The sequence below is a fragment of the Marinomonas sp. CT5 genome, assembly GCF_018336975.1.
Taxonomy (GTDB): domain Bacteria; phylum Pseudomonadota; class Gammaproteobacteria; order Pseudomonadales; family Marinomonadaceae; genus Marinomonas.
This window is the reverse complement of the sequence record NZ_CP025572.1, coordinates 2498861-2517325: the sequence shown is the minus strand read 5'-3', so window position 1 is coordinate 2517325 and position 18465 is coordinate 2498861. Positions and strand designations below refer to the sequence as shown.

The following is an 18465-nucleotide window of genomic DNA, read 5'->3' as shown; positions in this document are numbered from 1 at the left end:
CGTAAGTCAGTCGCCACAGCGAATAACTTCTTCATTATACTCAATCTAAATAATTCGGATTGAGGTGTTTTGAATGAAGCCATCTATTATTGCTGGGGCCGTTTTTTGTGGAGTGCTGGCTATCACGAATGTACAAGCGCAAACGTTATCCAAACCAACCGGTCCTGTCATTCTTACCGTTACAGGGAATATTAGCCATACCAACACAACCAGTAAAACGGCTGAATTTGACCGAGACATGTTGATGGGGCTAGAGGTCATAGATCAGAAGACAATGACGCCTTGGAGTGAGGGGGTGGATTTATATCGTGGACCTCTGTTGCGTTCAGTGATGGCGGCAGTTGGGGCACAAACAGGGGAATTGTCGGTCACTGCGTTGAATGATTACAGCGCCAAAGTGCCGAAGAAAGATGGTGAAGACTACGATGTGATTCTCGCAATGGATATGAATGGCAAGCCAATGAGTGTGCGAGATAAAGGCCCCATTTTTATGCTTTATCCTTTCACTGATCACCCAGACTTAAATAATGAAGTCATTCACAACCGATCTGTTTGGCAAGTTAAATCGATCAATGTCGAGTAAACTTTAATATGCGCTTCATTTTTCTTCCGGTCACTAAAGTGATTAAAAATAAGAAATCATCATCTTTTATTTTATTGGTGATTGCGGCACTCCTTTTTATGGGAGCTGCCATGTTAATTTTTGCAGAGTTAGTTGAGCGTCAAAAAATAGTAATGTCTGCCGTGGAAGAAGATGCTTTATGGGCTGCTTATCAACTAGACAGAGAAACGTTAAAACTTAGAAGCTCTTTAAAATTGCTTGAAGACGATTTTACCAATGAGCGACTTGTTGATGCGAGAACACGTTTCGATATCTTATACAGTCGTATTAATGTTTTAGAAAAGGGACAGCTGAGGGTTCTGTTTGATCGATTAGATAATTCTGATGCCTTGATGAAAACGTTGAAGCATGAGGTAGCAGATATTGATCAGCTACTTTTTCGTGATCAATCATTAATTAATGTGCAACTTCTAATTAATAAAAGCAATGTTCTTCTAAAAGAAACTGAAGGCGTTGTGCTTAGTACGTTGGCTTCGAGATCCCGTGAAAAAGTAAAGCAAAGGAACGATACTCTTGGTTTGTTTTTATATTTAGGCTCATTAATCGCCTTACTAACTATTACCATGATTTTTATCATCATAATGTTGTTTAAGCAATTGAAGGTGGCAAGGGAGTCTTTTGAAAAGTCCCAAAAATTAACCAAAGATCTTGAAAGTGCAGTTTTTTCTGCTGAACAAGCTTTAAAGGTTAAATCAGAGTTTCTTGCTACCATGAGCCACGAAATTCGTACTCCCATGAATGCAATAGTCGGTTTCAGTTACTTGCTATCTGGAGCGGATATTAAGGATGAGCATCGTGAAAAGGTAACGAAAATTCAGCAGTCTGCGGATGCCTTATTAGCCATTATTAATAGTGTTTTAGATTATTCTAAAATTGAATCAGGGAAAATGGATTTAGAAAACTCTCCGTTTAGTTTAGATGAGGTTTTGGAGTATGTTTATCAAACTAATGAAGGACAAGCGAAATCCAAAAATCTCAGCTTTATGATGAGTCGAGATTTTACCTTGAATAATACTTTGGTTGGTGACAAAACTCGATTACAACAAGTTCTTATTAATGTGGTAGGTAATGCCGTTAAATTTACACATTCTGGCTCAGTCAATGTAAATGTTTATCGATTAAATACGGAAGAAATTGCGATAGATGTAAAAGATACAGGTATTGGTATTCCTGAAGGCGTTAATGTATTTGATGTGTTTAAACAAGCTGATAGTAGTACAACACGATTGCATGGGGGGACTGGTTTAGGGTTAAGCATTACTCAAAAACTGGTGGTTCTATTGGGTGGTCATATTTCTTATGAAAGTGTGGTTGATGGCGGTTCTATTTTTACTATTAAGCTTCCTTATACCCCTGATTCTAGACAAGATTTAGTACCGTTAGAAAAAGTGTCTATTCTTGAAGAAGATACTGAAATCGTATCTTTACTCTCTAGGTTGAACGTTGATCGTTTAAATTTAGTGAAGTTTTCAAATTTGACTGAGAAGGATTTGCCTATTCTTGCAAGCCATCATTGGTTAAACGAAGAAGGGATGCTTTTTGAAGAGCTAAAAAGTTATGAGAAAAGTATTCTCTTTTTAAATGGCTCATTTTCAGATAAAGAAGGTTTTGTTGTTTCAGGGCTCGTTACGCCCACTAATATCAATAAAAAAATAGTGGCTTTGAATTTAGCTAGGAATCAATTGCAGTCGATTAAAGCTAAAAATGATTTTTTAGATAAGAATGAGTTTTTCAGAAGCAAAAGTATATTACTCGCTGAAGATAATAAGATTAACGCCAATATAGTTAAGGCAATTATAGAAAAAATGGGCGTCTCAGTAGATTGGGTCGAAAATGGAAAGGATGCTTATGAACGGTCTCTGAATGAATCTTATGATTTAATTTTAATGGATATAAGAATGCCCATAATGGATGGCTATGAATCAAGTCGAAAAATATTTGAAACCTTAGGTGATAGAAAACCACCTATCCTTTTTTTAACGGCTGATACCGTTGATTTAGAGCAAAATAGTTTAATTGGTATTGATGATGTTTTGTTTAAACCGCTAGATCCTTATCTGCTGATTGAAAAAATCGAATCTTGGATGATTAAGTATGATTTTGATTCGTTAAAGAAAAAAGACCGCAGAAATTGTTTTTTATCTGACGAGAAGGATTTAGATGTTTTATGGTCTGAGCTTGAGATGCTTGAATCTCTTTTAGTGAGTGGTGATTCTGATTCCGAAGAGGTTCTAAAAAATATAATGGCAAAAATATCAGGTTATAAACGAGTGGGATTATTGGAATCTGCGTTAGAAGACAGTTTGTCTTACGACTATATGGATGCGATAAATAAGGTTGGGGCATTTAAGCGTGCTCTTATATCGGACTGTCTTGAGGAAAGTGCTAATTGAGGGATGGAAGTAACGTGAATAATCTTAATATTTCGAAGAAAAAGCGTGTGCTCATTGTTGATGATGTGCCAAAAAATATTGATTTACTTAGAAATATTTTATCTGAACAGTACCATGTCCAAGTTGCAAAAGGTGGACAGCTGGCTTTAGATATAGTCGATAGATCCCTACCGGATATCATATTGCTTGATATTATGATGCCTGATATGAATGGTTTTGAGGTATGTGAGCGATTGAAGGCTGATCCTAAAACACATGATATCCCAGTTATTTTTTTGACGGCGGTAACGGACCCACAACATGAGCAAAAAGGTTTTGATGTAGGGTGTGTGGACTTCATCACTAAACCGATAACTCCTTTAACAACCCTTGCTAGGGTGTCGGCTCATTTAAAGGCAGCAGAAGAGAACCTTCGTAATAAACAAATTATTGATGATAGAACAAGAGAGCTTGATGAAGCCCTAGAGTCTGCTATTGGTATGCTAGGAGCGGTCAGTCAGTTAAATGATACCGATACGGGTGTGCATATGTGGCGAATGGCTGATTATTGTGCGGCCTTAGCAAAAGCAATAGGTTGGGAAGCGTCACAGGTTGAATTGTTAAAGTTAGCGGCACCAATGCACGACACCGGAAAGGTGGGTATTCCTCATAGTATTTTGAAGTCACCAAATAAATTAACGGATGATGAATGGGTGATAATGCGTCAACACACCGTCATTGGCTATGAAATTTTAATCAGAGGGGAAGCGCCATTATTTAAATTGGCTGCGGAAGTGGCACTTGGTCATCATGAGAAATGGGATGGTACGGGTTATCCATCTCATTTGAAGGGAGAGGAGATACCTCAATCGGCTCGAATCGTTGCATTGGCTGATGTTTTTGATGCTCTTACTATGAAGCGTCCTTATAAGAAAAGTTGGACAATAGAGGAGTCGTTCGATCACATTCAGCAAGCGGCTGGTACACACTTTGACCCAGAGTTAGTGCGTACCTTTTTATCGATTGAAGATGAGCTGAGAAACATTAAGGAAAAATGGGATGCTGTTGAATAAGTTTTATTAAGCAACAGCACAGCATTTCTTGAATTTTTTACCAGACCCACATAAACATGGATCGTTTCTACCAACTTTCATAGCGTCGGAATTAATTAATGGTGTATTTTTTGCGACGTCATGTTCTCCAGAGATATAGAACCATTGCCCCTTTATTTTCTTAAATAGAGAACGCTCACTTAAACGGCCAATATGCTTGCCTTCTTTAAAGTGGGCGGAAAAAGAGACCATGCCGGTTTTGTCTTTTTCTAAGCCATTCTCTGTTGCATTAATTTCAAGCTTAATCCATTTTGTATGTTGATTGCTTTCTTCTATATCAGTCGCGGCTTGATCGGGTTCGTCCTTCAGTTTTTGCGTAGCGGCAATGTATTGGAAATCACCAATAGCAAAAGCGGTGTAACGCGAACGCATTAGCGTTTCAGCGGTAGGGGCCGTACCTGGATTGTTATGGTACATACCACAACACATCTCATAGGGGCTTCCTGTTCCGCATGGACAAATTACTGGGACTGGCATAGATCTACTCCTCTCATCGCCAAATACACTCCAAGATGCGTATAATACCTTTTTATTTAACGGCTTACAGGAATTATTTGTGACTTCATCGGGCCCTACATCATTTTTTTGGTTTGATTTTGAGACAACCGGAACGGACCCAGCGCGAGATCGTCCTATGCAATTTGCAGGGATTAGAACAGATCTTGATTTTAACCCTATTGGCGAGCCAATCATGTTCTACTGCCGTCTAGCAGAAGACGTTCTACCTCAGCCAGAAGCCTGTTTGCTAACGGGCATAAGCCCTCAAGATGCGAATAGGGAAGGACTATGTGAAGCAGAATTTATGCAGGCAGTAGAAGCGGAGCTCTCACAACCCGGCACATGTGCCTTGGGGTACAATACCATTCGTTTTGATGACGAAGTGGTTCGTTATGGTTTTTATCGTAATTTCATTGATCCATATGCAAGAGAGTGGCAAAACAATTGCTCTCGTTGGGACATGATTGACTTGGTAAGAATGACCTATGCGATGCGCCCAGAAGGCATTGTTTGGCCAAAAGGGGAAGACGGTCAAGTGTCCATGAAATTGGAAGCACTGACCAAGGCGAACAATATTGCTCATGAGCAAGCTCATGATGCTTTGTCAGATGTTTATGGCACTATTGAGATTGCTAAGCTTATTCGTGAAAAACAACCGAAACTGTTCGCTTATTATTTTAAAATGCGTCAAAAGCATGAGCTGCAGCAGTTTATTGATGTGGTTCGATTAAAGCCGTTTTTGCATATATCCGGTATGTTCGGGCAAGCCAAAAATTACGCGGCGTTTGTTGTGCCGATTGCACCACATCCAACGAACAAAAATGGTGTGATTGTTTTTGATTTGATGGCAGATGCTCAGCCCTTAATTGATCTGAGTGTGGAAGAAATACGTCATCGAGTTTTTACTCGTCAAGAGGAGCTTGGTGATCTTGATAGACTGCCTCTGAAAGTGATTCATTACAATAAATCTCCTGCTGTAGCCCCCGCTACTTTTCTAAAAGATGCCGATGTTGTGAAGCGACTTGAATTAGACGGTTCAGTTTGTCGTCATAACCTTGCCATCATCAAAGGGCATTCTGGTTTGGCGGCAAAAATAAGCGATGTCTTTATACAAGAGGATCGACCCATACATAAAGATCCAGATGTGATGCTTTACTCTGGTGGTTTTTTCTCTCGTGAAGACAAATCAAGGATGGAGAAAATTCGTTCGACTCCGCCAAATCAATTGTCAGAACTGGCTATGTCGTTTGATGATCGTCGTTTACCTGAAATGTTAATGCGTTACATTGGGCGAAATTACCCTGATCAATTGAGCGAGCAACAACAGTTTGAATGGGAAGAGTACAGACAGATTCGCTTGCTTGAAAAAGACGGTGGAGGCTCTATTAATATGGAGCAATATTTTGAGCGACTGAACTATATTGCTCAGACACCTGATTTATCTCCAGCGAAGCAAATTATGCTTCAAGATTTGGCGGATTACGCTCAAAGTATTTACCCGATACCTTTATAAGGAATTTATATGAGTGAACAGCATAGAGGAACTCATTGGTTAGTTGGGTTTGCTGCCTTCATTATTATCATCGCAGGTTTGAAAGCCGCATCACAGATTGTTGTACCATTTATGCTGTCTGTTTTTATTGCCATCATTTGTGCGCCTGCAATGTCGAGTTTGCGCCGTCGCGGAGTACCAACTTGGCTGTCTATTTTGTTGGTCGTTTTACTGATTATGTTGGGGATTGGTTCAATCGCTTTATTGGTTGGGGCCTCGCTGGATAACTTTTCCAGTCAGTTACCTAATTACAAAAAACGATTTGGCGAAGAGATGTCTAGTTTGATTCAAGTGATTAATCATCTCGGGATTAAAATATCGTATGATCAAGTAAAGGGATATATTGATCCATCTGCTTTGATGCAAATGGTTGCAAATGCATTAAGAGGGCTGGGAAGCGCTCTAACAAATCTGATTTTAGTGGTGATGATAGTCATCTTTATCTTGTTTGAAGCGGTTGAGTTACCGAAAAAGCTGTCTTTAGCCCTTAATGATGCATCTAAATCCATGGAGAAAGTTGAGTCTTTTGTTAAGTCTGTCAATCGCTATCTAGTGATAAAAACTTTGTTAAGCATGATGACTGGTGTGTTAATCACCTTCTTGCTATGGGTTTTAGGCATTGATTTCCCAATTTTATGGGGAGTATGCGCGTTTCTTCTTAACTTTGTGCCCAATATTGGCTCTATCATAGCGGCGGTTCCAGCAGTATTGTTGGCTTTCGTTCAGCTTGGTGGTTTGTCAGCAGGGTTAACTGCTGGAGTCTTTTTGTTGGTCAACCTTATTATTGGTAATGTCATCGAACCACGCTATATGGGGAAAGGTTTGGGGTTATCAACCTTGGTGGTATTTCTGTCATTACTTCTTTGGGGATGGGTGTTTGGTCCTGTCGGAATGCTTTTATCAATCCCATTAACCATCATTATGAAATTAGCATTTGAAGCAAACCCTAAAATGCATTGGTTGGCGATTTTGATCGATTCACAAAATAGTTCCCATAAACGATAGGGCGCTGTTCTGAATTAAATTGATGGTTTTGATTAATAAGCTAGTAAGAATCTTATTGGGATTCTTACTAGCTTATTTTTGATTTATTGTATATACTTCGCCATCAGTTTTTCCTCCGAGAATCTCTAGAGAATTTTATTAAGGCATGTAAATGATTACAGGCCTTATCCTCACCAAAAAAAGGTACTAATTTACATGTCTGACGCTGATACTCAGCCTACATTTGATTCGTTGGGCCTAATCGCCCCTGTTCTTAAAGCGGTTGCTGACCTAGGTTACGAGCAACCATCTGCTATCCAAGCGCAAAGTATTCCATATCTATTAGAAGGTCGTGACCTTTTGGGGCAAGCGCAGACGGGTACTGGTAAGACAGCAGCGTTCGCGCTTCCGTTACTGTCTCGCATTGATGTTACAGATAAAACGACACAATTACTTGTTTTGGCTCCAACTCGTGAACTTGCTATTCAGGTTTCTGAAGCATTTCAAAGTTATGCCCGTAATCTTCCTGATTTTCATGTGTTGCCAATATATGGCGGCATGTCCTACGACACTCAACTGCGCCAGCTAAGACGTGGTGTTCAAGTGGTTGTTGGTACACCGGGTCGTGTGATGGACCATATTCGTCGTAAGACGTTGAAACTAGAAGGTCTTAAAGCGCTCGTTCTAGACGAAGCTGACGAAATGCTACGTATGGGATTCATCGACGATGTTGAGTGGATTCTTGAGCAAACGCCACCGACCCGTCAAATCGCTTTGTTCTCTGCGACTATGCCTTCTGTGATTCGTCAAGTGGCAAATCGTCATTTGAACAATCCAAAAGAAGTTAAGATTGTTACTAAAACTTCTACCGCAATGACGATTACGCAAAAATACTGGCCTGTAAGCGGACTGCACAAACTAGACGCTTTGACTCGTATTCTTGAAATGAACGAACACGATGGCATGATTATTTTCGTTCGCACTAAAGCAGCCACGGTTGAATTGGCTGAAAAGCTAACAGCACGTGGTCATGCTTGTGAAGCGCTTAATGGTGACATTAGCCAGAATTTGCGTGAGCGTACGGTTGATCGTATTAAGAAAGGCCAAATTGATATTCTAGTTGCTACGGATGTTGTGGCTCGTGGTCTGGATGTTGAGCGTGTTAGTCACGTAGTTAACTACGACATCCCATACGATACGGAATCTTATGTTCACCGTATCGGCCGTACTGGTCGTGCGGGTCGTTCAGGGACAGCCATTTTGTTTGTGGCTCATCGTGAGCGTCGTATGTTGCAAGCTATTGAGCGCGCAACTCGTCAGCCAATTGAAAGTATGACACTGCCGACGGCTTCAGATATTAATGCGCAGCGTGTTAGCCGTTTTAAACAGAATATTTCTGACACGATGGATAATGAAGACTTGGATTTCTTCTTGGAGCTTGTTCAAAGTTACCAGAAAGAAAATGAAGTCGATCCATTAAAAATGGCAGCAGCTTTGGCTCATATGGCTCAAGGAAAAACACCGCTATTGTTGTCTGAAATGGAAGTTCGTCAAGAACGTAGAGAGCGTCGCGAAGATCGTGGTGACCGTTCTGATCGTGCACCTCGTGAACGCAAAGTTCGCCCTGTTACCGCAGAAGCTATGCCATTGAAGGATGATCCAAATACTTCAATGACGCGTTATGTTGTTCAAGTGGGCTACAGTGATGGCGTTAAGCCTGGCAACATTGTTGGTGCGATTGCTAATGAAGCGGACATCGAAAGTCGTTACATTGGCCATATTGAAATTTATGAAGACTTTGCAACCGTTGATTTACCGTCTAGCCTAAGTTCTGAGACTTTAGGTAAGTTGGGTAAAACACGTATTTGTGGTCAGCGTACAGATATCGCTAAGTTAGAGAACGCGGATGAGTTGAATAAGCGTGCAGCAGCACCTTCAACCCGTAAGCGTCCTTCTGGCGATCGTCGCCCATCCAATGGTGGTGATCGTCGTCGCTCCAACGGTGGTCGCGATCGCGATGCCAATCGTGGTGGTGATCGCCGCCCAAGAGCTCCTCGTAAAAACGCTTAATAGGTTTTACGTTATATAGTTTTTAAAAACCGAGCCTAGTCATAGGCTCGGTTTTTTTATGTCAGTGTGTTGGCTATTGTCTATTGGACTCTTCTGCTAAAATTCTGATGTTTTTCTCCACTTTATAAAAAGGCCGCTAATGAACGAAATTACTATTATTAAGCCAGACGATTGGCATTTACATTTTCGTGATCAAGATATGTTGTTGGAAACCGTGCCTGCGACAGCGCGTTGCTTTGAACGTGCGGTAGTAATGCCAAATTTAGTTCCTCCCGTTACAACGGCTGAATTGGCAGTAAGCTATAAAGAACGTATTTTAGCGGCTCGACCTGAGGGCAGCACTTTTACGCCCATCATGACGATTTATTTAACAGATAAAACCAGTGTTAAAGATATTCAAGACGCAAAGAAAGCCGGTGTCTTGGCCGCTAAGATGTATCCAGCTGGTGCAACCACCAACTCTGATTCAGGGGTAAATTCTCTTGAGTCTATGTATCCTGTTTTTGAAGCGTTGGCAGATAATGACATGCTGCTACTCATTCACGGTGAGGTGACGCAAAAACACATTGATATTTTTGACCGCGAAAAAGAATTTATCGACCAGCATATGGTGAATATTGTTGATCGTGTGCCTAGTCTGAAAGTGGTGTTTGAGCATATTACGACGAAAGATGCCGCTGACTTTGTTTTGGCTGCGCGTGATGGCGTGGCGGCAACCATTACTCCCCAGCATTTATTGTTAAATCGAAACGATATGTTGGATGGTGGTGTGCGACCTCATAATTATTGTCTGCCAGTACTTAAACGCAGCACACACCAGCAAGCATTGCGAGAAGTGGTGAAATCTGGTTCACCTAAGTTCTTTTTAGGTACGGATTCTGCTCCACATGCAAAACATCGCAAAGAGTCTGATTGTGGTTGTGCTGGCTGCTACAGTGCCTGGTCTGCTCTTGAGCTTTACACGCAAGTATTTGATGAATTGGGTGCGCTTGATAAATTGGAAGGCTTTGCGAGTATTTATGGTGCTGATTTTTATGGTCTACCGAGAAATACGCAGACAGTGACATTGGTTCGTGAGCCATGGGAAGTGCCTAGTAGTATTACTTTGCCAAACGGTGAGCCAATAGTGCCTTTCTTTGCTGGTAAGCAAGTTTCTTGGAAGCTGAAATAAAATTATTTAGCGGTTATCAATATTAAACGAAAAGCCGAATTCAGAAATGGGTTCGGTTTTTTTTGGTGAAAACAAAGTAAGAGAGTATTAAGGGAGTATGTGTTGCTAGGAAAAAAGAAGGTATTGTATTAAATGGTGCGGATGGAGAGACTCGAACTCTCACGCCGTGAAGCACTGGAACCTAAATCCAGCGTGTCTACCAATTCCACCACATCCGCATGTCGTGTTGACGGCGCCGATAATACCGAAATTATTAGCTGATGCAAGTGTTTTTCAATGAGATATTGAAATTATTTTATTGATTATCTTTAGTCAATTTTATAAGCATAAATAATACAAAAATGGTCTAATATTGGTACCTTAAGATGTAATTACGGTAGAAACAAAATATGGAAAAACATTCAGTTTCATTGATCCTGAACCCCCTTGATCTTGCGACACTTTTTGTATTTTTTGCCTGTTGGTGGGGATACGCTTTTTACGCACAATATAATTCCAAGCGCCGCTCTTGTTTGGTGAGTGTTTTACATCAATTTCGATTGGCGTGGATGTCAAGATTACTAAGACGAGATAATCGAATTGCCGATGCTTCGGTTATGGCCAATTTAGAACGGAGCAGTTTGTTTTTTGCATCCAGCAGCTTATTGATTATTGCTGGCTTGTTTACCGCCTTTAACTATTCGGAAAAAGCACTTGGTATCCTGTCTGATTTTTATCTCTTGTCACCGATGAGCCAACAAGAGTGGGAATTGAAAATTATCGTATTGGTGGCGATTTTTTCTTATGCCTTTTTCACTTTTACTTGGTCGGTTAGACAATACAATTTTTGCTCTGTACTGGTGGGGAGTGCGCCACTGGCGACCGAGCGTGGTATTGAAGAAAGTGAGCGTGAACTGTATGCCATGCATATGGCCCAAATCTGTAGCTTGGCGGCAAACCAATTTAATTATGGGTTACGAGCATTTTATTTTGCTATGGCATTTTGTGGTTGGTTTCTCGGTCCTTATTTCTGTATGGCGGCGAGTGTTATGGTGGTGGCTGTTCTATACCGTCGTGAATTTCGTTCAAAAACGTTTAAAACTTTGAGCCGTGGGCTCGTTATGAAATCTCATGCTTCCTAATTTTCCTAAACCTTTACCCGAAGACGATAAGCCTGTAAATCGAACGGTGAATGTCGATGACAGGCTGTATCAATACCTAGTAGATGTCTCTGTCCGTGAAGATGATCTGTTAAAGGCGTTGCGTCGCGAAACAGCTCAGTATCATATGGCTCGGATGCAACTTTCTCCAGAAGTCGGCCAGTTACTGGCTTTGTTGGTTAAATTACAAGCGCCGAAGAAGCTCCTAGAAATTGGCGTATTTACTGGGTACAGCACCTTATCAATGGCGATGGCCATGCCTAAAGAATCAAAGTTGGTTGCCATTGAAAAAAAACAGATGTGGCTAGATATTGCGACACGGTATTTAGACCAAGCCGGCTTAATGGATCGAGTAACGACGTATTGTGATAAAGCGTTGCCTATTATGGAGTCTTTTTTAGCGTCTGAGCAGGAAACCTTTGATTTCATCTTTATCGATGCCGATAAGAAAAATCTACTTTCCTATTATCATTTGGCGAAGCAACTACTGTGTCCAGGTGGTTGTTTGTTGATTGATAATACCTTGTGGTGGGGTAATGTCGCTGATGACGCCTTCACGGATAAAGATACCAGAATCGTGCGTGAATTAAATAAAACCATCCACGCTGATAGGGAAGTTGGGTTGTCATTGATTCCTATTGGCGATGGTCTGACGCTGGTTCGAAAAAACACCTAGAGCTTGATCGTAAAATGATCAGGTATCTCATTTAATCCTATCTGAATGCTTTCAATTATCTATATCCATAGCTTTATTGTGACTTTTTGCTTCTTTTGACAAGTTTGCCTCTTGAAATTGCTTTAAGAGGCTTTATCTAAGAGGCACAAGTGAAACGAAATACGCCTTTGGTTATATTTCCGAAGGTTCATTCAAATAGGAGCAAGCTACAAAATGGCAACTGATACTCAAAAAGAAACGTTAGGGTTTCAAACGGAAGTTAAACAACTACTTCATTTGATGATCCACTCTTTGTACTCCAACAAAGAGATCTTTCTACGTGAGCTAATTTCCAACGCGTCTGACGCGGTCGATAAGCTTCGCTTTGAGTCTGTCGCTAACGCAGACCTTCTCGCAGAAGACCCAAACCTACGTGTTCGTATTGAATTTGATAAAGATACAAACACTGTCATTATCGACGATAATGGCGTTGGTATGTCTCGTGAAGAAGCGATTACCAACCTTGGTACGATTGCGAAATCGGGAACATCTTCTTTTCTTGAACAACTAAGTGGCGACCAGAAAAAAGACAGTCAGCTAATTGGTCAGTTTGGTGTTGGTTTTTATTCTGCTTTTATTGTTGCTGATAAAGTGACTGTTGAAACTCGTCGTGCTGGTGCTGCACAAGATGAAGCCGTTCGTTGGGTGTCTGATGGTTCTGGTGAGTTCACTATTGAGAATATTGATAAAGAGACACGTGGCACACGCATTATTCTTCATTTAAAAGCAGATGAAAAAGAATTTGCCGATAACCATCGTCTTCGTCACTTAGTGACTAAGTATTCTGATCATATTTCTATTCCTGTAGAGATGGAGAAGCCGGTTTATCCAGAAATGGATGAAGAGGGCAACCCTAAGCCTGTTGAAGAAAACAAAGCGCCAGAATACGAAGCGGTTAACTCTGCAAAAGCCCTTTGGACGCGTCCTCGTAACGAAGTGACGGATGAAGAATACCAAGAGTTCTATAAGCATATATCCCATGACTACCAAGAGCCTTTGAAATGGTCTCATAACAAGGTTGAAGGTAAGTTGGAATACACAAGCTTGTTGTACATTCCATCTAAAGCGCCTTACGATCTTTGGAATCGTGATATGCAACGCGGTCTGAAATTGTACGTTCAGCGTGTATTTATTATGGACGAAGCGGAAGCCTTCTTACCGCCTTACATGCGTTTCGTGAAAGGGGTGGTGGATTCTAATGATTTGTCTTTGAACGTGTCTCGTGAAATCTTGCAAAACGATCATGCGGTTGATTCAATGCGTTCGGCATTGACTAAACGTGTGTTGGATATGCTAGCGAAAATGGCGAAGAACGAACCAGAAGATTATCAGAAATTCTGGAATGAGTTCGGTAATGTCATCAAAGAAGGTCCGGCTGATGACATGGGCAACAAAGATAAAATCGCTGGTTTATTGCGTTTCAGTACTACTCATACGGATGCACCAGAGCAAACGGTATCTTTGGCTGATTACATCGAGCGCATGAGTGAAGGCCAGGACAAGATCTATTACATTTATGCTGAGAGCCACAATACGGCGAAAAATAGCCCACACTTAGAGATTCTTCGCAAGAAAGGCTTTGAGGTGTTGTTGTTAAGTGATCGTATTGACGAATGGATGATGTCTTCTCTACAAGAGTTTGAAGGTAAATCTTTCCAAGATGTGACCAAAGGTAAATTGGATCTAGCCGATTCAGAAAACGAAGAAGAGAAGAAAGAAAAAGAAGAGAAAGCTGAGCAAATTAAGCCATTGCTTGAGCGCATGAAAACGGTTCTTGAATCTAAAGTGACGGCAGTCAACAGTACGGATCGTTTAACTAACTCGCCAGCTTGTTTGGTGGTTGGTGAATACGATATGGGCTTGCAGATGCGTCGTTTGCTTGAGCAGGCTGGGCAACAGTTACCAGAATCGAAGCCTAGCCTTGAGGTAAATCCAGACCACCCAATCGTTGCTAAAATGGATGCAGAAACGGATGAAGATCGTTTTGCCGATATGGCTTGGTTGTTGTTTGAACAGGCAACCTTGTCAGAAGGTGGCCAACTAGAAGACCCTGCTACTTTCGTTAGTCGTATGAATAAACTGATTGTACAACTTAGCAAATAAGCTAAGTGATGATAATCATGATGAAACCCATATTTGCTTGCAAATATGGGTTTTTTATTGAGAGATCAACAGCTAAATGGAGCCTCAGTTTGATTCATTGAATAAAATCATTTAGTTTTAGTTCGTGCTATGGAATAGCGTTATTATCATCAAAGGAGTGAATGATGTTTAGATCAAAACATGTTGTTTCAATCGTTTTTTTATTATTGTCTCAGTTTCTCATTGCGAACCCAGATGTCCAATTGGCAACCGTGTTTACTGATGATACTCATGTTGAAGATTATCTTATTAGTGAAAAATATGATGGTGTTCGTGCTATTTGGACGGGGGATGGATTAGTTAGCCGTCGTGGTAATCCTATCAATGCACCAGAGTGGTTTACCAATAAATTACCGAAAGTTTGGCTTGATGGTGAACTTTGGTCGAAACATAATGACTTTTCTTTTGTCCTCTCAACGGTTAGTAAGCATATTCCTGTAGATAGTGAGTGGCGCAAAATCAATTACATGATTTTTGATGCCCCAGATAGAGAAAGAAACATGACGTTTGAAGAAAGGTACAAACGTTACACTCGTTTACTAACAATTCTTGATTTACCCCATGTTAAGCCAGTTGAACAATTTACGGTAAAAAACAATAAAGAGCTTAATGAAATGTTGAATGCCTATGTGCAAAAAGGCGCTGAAGGTTTGATGTTACATCGTAAAATGGCGAGATTTGCCAATGGTCGATCGGATAATTTGCTCAAACTAAAACCTCATATGGAAGCCGATGCAAAAGTTCTTGAAATTATAAATGGTACTGGCAAATACGAGGGCATGATGGGCTCTGTTGTAGTAGAAACAGAAGGAGGCTTGCGTTTCAAAGTAGGCAGTGGCTTTTCTGATCAAGAGCGTCGTTTTCCTCCCAAAATAGGACAAACTATTATTTATAAATATCATGGTTTTACAGAGAGAGGCATACCAAGATTTGCTAGCTTTCTTCGATTTCGTGAAGCCAATTATTAGTGTTTTATTGTTTTTTATAAGATGAGGCTGGATTGATTAAAGATATTTATTGTTTACCTGGAACTATGTGTGATCAACGTTTGTGGCAAAGTACGCAACAAGCGTTGGGGCAATCATTACTATTGAATCATGTGCCGATTCCAATGCTAGAAAATATTGATGTCATAGTGGAGGCCTTGTACGAAAGTTTACCCAAGCACCCAATAAATCTATTGGGTTTCTCAATGGGGGGTTATTTGGCTTGTGCGTTTGCTATTAAATATCCGCAAAGAGTGAAACGATTAATGGTCTTGTCGAATACGGGCAGTGGTTTATTGGAAACAGAGCGAAGACAGCGTGAAATTGCTTTAAACTGGGTTGCTAAACAAGGCTATAAAGGTATCCCAAAGAAAAAAGCGATGGCCATGTTAAGTGAGAAAAATAGCGAGAACAGTGAGTTAATAGAAATTATTCAAGCAATGGATGCTACTTTGGGAGAGCGTGTATTTATTCAGCAGTTGAAAAGCAGTTTGGATCGACCTGAATTGTTACCTGAGCTGTTAGAAGGTGATTTTCCGTTGAGCTTTGTGGTGGGTAATGAAGATTCATTACTTTCAGCTGATGTGCTAGAAAAAATTAGGTCATCCAAACTGTGTACACTTCACACCCTTAATCAATCCGGTCATATGCTGACTTTAGAGCAGCCTGTTTTGGTGGCTGATTTAATTAAAAGTTTTTATTCATGAATCAATATTTGTTTAAAGTGTTGGGCAAAACAAACTGTGAAGCGTTTTAATTAGCTCTTTTACTCGGTTGTCCCCGAGACTGTAGAAAATCGTTTGTGATTCTCGTCGAGTACTAACAAGTCCATCCTTTCTTAAGACGGCTAAATGTTGTGATAAAGCTGACTGACTTAATGGAAGTTTGTCATTCAAGGCGCTTACAGAGAGCTCTTGATCTAACAAATGACATAAAATCATTAGGCGATTTTCGTTACTAAGTGCTTTCAAAAATACAGCGGCTTGAGAGGATTGCCTAAGCATATCTTCCATCGTGATAGCAGGGTTAGTCATAATGTTTTCTCATTCTAAATAGCGCTATTTACGCGCTTAGTAATGTAGCGGGTAAAAGCATCCACAATGTCTGTGGATAAAAGTGGTAGTAAAGCTGTTTAGGTTCTGTTTATGTGAGCAATGCGGCCAGTATAGAGTTTTGTATGTTCTTTGAACAATGGCCGCCTTGCTCATTTTTATTAATCTAATTTGAAGCTTGACCAAATCGGGGCGTGGTCGGAAGGTTTCTCTAGAGCACGCAAATCATAGTCTACATCGGAATCTTCTAAGTAGGGCGTTAAACCATTTGATGACATGATTACATCAATTCTTAAGCCGCGCTTAGGGGTATCATCAAAGCCTTTGGAGCGATAATCAAACCAGCTAAAACGATCATTTGTTGTCGGGTTTAGGTGGCGATAAGTATCGGTTAATCCCCAGTTTGCTAGCGTTGTGAACCATTCTCTTTCTTCTGGTAGAAAGCTGCATTTGCCTGTTTTTAACCAACGTTTGGCATTTGGCTCACCAATACCAATGTCTAAGTCTGTTGGGGAAATATTAATATCACCCATAACAATGATTTTTTCATCAGGTGAATGCGCCGCAAGGTACTCCATTAGATCGGCATAAAACTTACGTTTTGCAGGAAACTTGGTTTCGTGATCGCGATTTTCCCCTTGAGGAAAATAGCCATTTAAGACTTTTACTGGGCCCTTTGGCGTATCAAATGTGGCAATGATCATACGGCGTTGAGCGTCTTCCTCATCGCCGGGAAATCCGTACTCAACACTAGTGGCTTCTTGCTTGCTAAAAATAGCCACGCCGTAATGAGATTTTTGTCCATAATAATAGGCATGATAGCCCACAGATTCTGGGATCTCATGAGGGAAAGCATCGTCATGAACCTTGATTTCTTGTAGGCCAATGACATCCGGTGCGTGTTTTTCAACCAATGCTTCTATTTGATGTGGTCGAGCACGCAAACCATTGATATTAAAAGAGACAAATTTCATTTAAATGATTCCATAGAAAATTTTCTTAATGATACCCAGTTGCGTTGTCTGCATAAAGGGGTTTGCGCATTCGTTGTGGTCGATTGTGATCTGTGGCAATCAAGCAGGTAGGACTTGTGCAAAGCAATAACCTCGTAATATTTAACCTCTTTGTAGTTGGGTGCTTATAGCCATCAATAAAAAAGTAAAGGAGAAGTGCAATCAATCAAGGCGATCATTAATGTATTGTCGTTTTCTTTACGTAAAAACTAGAACGCCATGATGGCTAATTAAGAGAAAATGATACCAATAGTCATCGCTATTCCTCTTTTATTAAAGTTAGTTAAGTCGATGAACGATGGTATTGTATGGCCCACAAACTTATCTATTTTTATTACTTTATTCTTCTGAAAAGGACTTTGTTATGGCGGATAATAAGAACATCGGAGTAATGAGTTACTTCCTGTCACCAGAAGCTAGGTTGACAATTATTGTGCCTGTTGTGCTTTATAATATTACGTTTTGGTATTTTGGTGCTGGATCTGCGTTATTAGTGACGGCTTTCTACTCTGGTCTTTTAGAGATATTTTCTAAGCAATCTAGATCGCTGTCCATTATTGCCTTGATCCTAATTTCTGGAAGTGCGCATTTTCTTTATCTAAATGGCTATACTTTTTTTGGAATTAAACAAGAAAGCGTGTTTTTGTCGGTTGGAGGGTCCATAACCGTTATTCTCGTTTTTTGTTTTTATTCACTGATAGGCCGACCTGTCGTCCGCACCCAGGCTGAAAATGCGCTTCCCTCTCTTAAGCAATCACCTTTTTATGGCACTGAAAAATACAGCCGAGTTTGGCAAGAAGTTTCTCTGGTTTGGATTATTGTCTATGGCCTAAAAGGCATAGTGGTCGTTTTGTTGTCACAAGATATGCCTTCTTATGTGGATACAGCGGTATTTTTGGACGCATGGCCGCTGACATTATTATTAATCGCATTCAGTTATTATTGGCCCAGCTTTCGTTGGTCATCGACACAAGAGCTAACAAAGTAACGAATCTTTGTTATTTGCTTGGCCTTCTTATGAGAGCATCAGGCTGATA

At 40.5% G+C, this 18465-nt stretch carries 16 protein-coding genes and 1 tRNA gene; 13 read left to right on the top strand and 4 right to left on the bottom strand.

The window, feature by feature from the left end:
• Positions 1-73: 73 nt before the first annotated feature.
• Genes C0J08_RS11795 through C0J08_RS11785 form a run of 3 tightly spaced genes read left to right on the top strand, consistent with a single transcriptional unit; the run spans position 74 to position 4067 of the window.
• Positions 74-583 (top strand): putative pterin-binding protein, encoded by a 510-nt coding sequence (locus C0J08_RS11795; protein ID WP_212652170.1) that lies wholly within the window; start codon positions 74-76, stop codon positions 581-583.
• 38 nt (positions 584-621) lie between these two features.
• Entirely contained in the window at positions 622-3015 is a 2394-nt protein-coding gene (locus C0J08_RS11790) for an ATP-binding protein (RefSeq protein ID WP_212652169.1), read from the top strand.
• Between the two features lie 14 nt (positions 3016-3029).
• Complete coding sequence (locus C0J08_RS11785) at positions 3030-4067, top strand: HD domain-containing phosphohydrolase (protein ID WP_249344252.1); 1038 nt, start codon at positions 3030-3032, stop codon at positions 4065-4067.
• A 6-nt stretch (positions 4068-4073) separates the two neighbouring features.
• Here C0J08_RS11785 and C0J08_RS11780 read toward each other — a convergent pair whose 3' ends face one another.
• The gene (locus tag C0J08_RS11780; RefSeq protein WP_212652167.1) at positions 4074-4583 is read right to left on the bottom strand and encodes a YchJ family protein; all 510 of its coding nucleotides are present in this window, start codon (positions 4581-4583) and stop codon (positions 4074-4076) included.
• Between the two features lie 79 nt (positions 4584-4662).
• Between C0J08_RS11780 and sbcB the strand changes: the two genes are divergently transcribed.
• The 4 genes from sbcB to pyrC all read left to right on the top strand — a co-directional run bounded on the left by sbcB (position 4663) and on the right by pyrC (position 10381).
• A complete protein-coding gene (gene sbcB / locus C0J08_RS11775; protein WP_212652166.1) occupies positions 4663-6117 on the top strand; it encodes an exodeoxyribonuclease I in 1455 nt (484 codons plus the stop codon).
• Between the two features lie 9 nt (positions 6118-6126).
• A complete protein-coding gene (locus tag C0J08_RS11770; protein WP_212652165.1) occupies positions 6127-7161 on the top strand; it encodes an AI-2E family transporter in 1035 nt (344 codons plus the stop codon).
• Positions 7162-7356: 195 nt separating this feature from the next.
• Positions 7357-9210, top strand: coding sequence for a DEAD/DEAH box helicase (locus C0J08_RS11765; protein ID WP_212652164.1), 1854 nt, complete (start codon positions 7357-7359; stop codon positions 9208-9210).
• A gap of 139 nt (positions 9211-9349) precedes the next feature.
• Positions 9350-10381, top strand: coding sequence for a dihydroorotase (pyrC, locus tag C0J08_RS11760; RefSeq protein WP_212652163.1), 1032 nt, complete (start codon positions 9350-9352; stop codon positions 10379-10381).
• A 133-nt stretch (positions 10382-10514) separates the two neighbouring features.
• On the opposite strand, the gene C0J08_RS11755 is transcribed toward pyrC, so the two are convergent.
• Positions 10515-10599 (bottom strand) — tRNA-Leu (locus C0J08_RS11755).
• Between the two features lie 171 nt (positions 10600-10770).
• Between C0J08_RS11755 and C0J08_RS11750 the strand changes: the two genes are divergently transcribed.
• The 5 genes from C0J08_RS11750 to C0J08_RS11730 all read left to right on the top strand — a co-directional run bounded on the left by C0J08_RS11750 (position 10771) and on the right by C0J08_RS11730 (position 16070).
• Positions 10771-11502: a DUF599 domain-containing protein gene (locus C0J08_RS11750; protein ID WP_212652162.1), complete on the top strand. Its 732-nt coding sequence runs from the start codon at positions 10771-10773 to the stop codon at positions 11500-11502.
• Positions 11492-12196, top strand: coding sequence for an O-methyltransferase (locus C0J08_RS11745; RefSeq protein ID WP_212652161.1), 705 nt, complete (start codon positions 11492-11494; stop codon positions 12194-12196). Before C0J08_RS11750 ends, C0J08_RS11745 begins: the two co-directional genes overlap by 11 nt.
• Before the next feature lie 213 nt (positions 12197-12409).
• The gene (gene htpG, locus C0J08_RS11740) at positions 12410-14338 is read left to right on the top strand and encodes a molecular chaperone HtpG (protein ID WP_212652160.1); all 1929 of its coding nucleotides are present in this window, start codon (positions 12410-12412) and stop codon (positions 14336-14338) included.
• 164 nt (positions 14339-14502) lie between these two features.
• Positions 14503-15345: a DNA ligase gene (locus C0J08_RS11735; protein ID WP_212652159.1), complete on the top strand. Its 843-nt coding sequence runs from the start codon at positions 14503-14505 to the stop codon at positions 15343-15345.
• A 32-nt stretch (positions 15346-15377) separates the two neighbouring features.
• Positions 15378-16070, top strand: a complete 693-nt coding sequence (locus C0J08_RS11730; protein ID WP_249344250.1) for an alpha/beta fold hydrolase — start codon at positions 15378-15380, stop codon at positions 16068-16070.
• Between the two features lie 12 nt (positions 16071-16082).
• On the opposite strand, the gene C0J08_RS11725 is transcribed toward C0J08_RS11730, so the two are convergent.
• Positions 16083-16397, bottom strand: a complete 315-nt coding sequence (locus C0J08_RS11725) for an ArsR/SmtB family transcription factor (RefSeq protein WP_212652158.1) — start codon at positions 16395-16397, stop codon at positions 16083-16085.
• A 179-nt stretch (positions 16398-16576) separates the two neighbouring features.
• Complete coding sequence (gene xthA, locus C0J08_RS11720) at positions 16577-17389, bottom strand: exodeoxyribonuclease III (RefSeq protein WP_212652157.1); 813 nt, start codon at positions 17387-17389, stop codon at positions 16577-16579.
• Between the two features lie 403 nt (positions 17390-17792).
• Here xthA and C0J08_RS11715 point away from each other — a divergent pair, with 403 nt between their 5' ends.
• Positions 17793-18416: a hypothetical protein gene (locus C0J08_RS11715; protein ID WP_212652156.1), complete on the top strand. Its 624-nt coding sequence runs from the start codon at positions 17793-17795 to the stop codon at positions 18414-18416.
• The last annotated feature ends 49 nt before the right edge of the window (positions 18417-18465 follow it).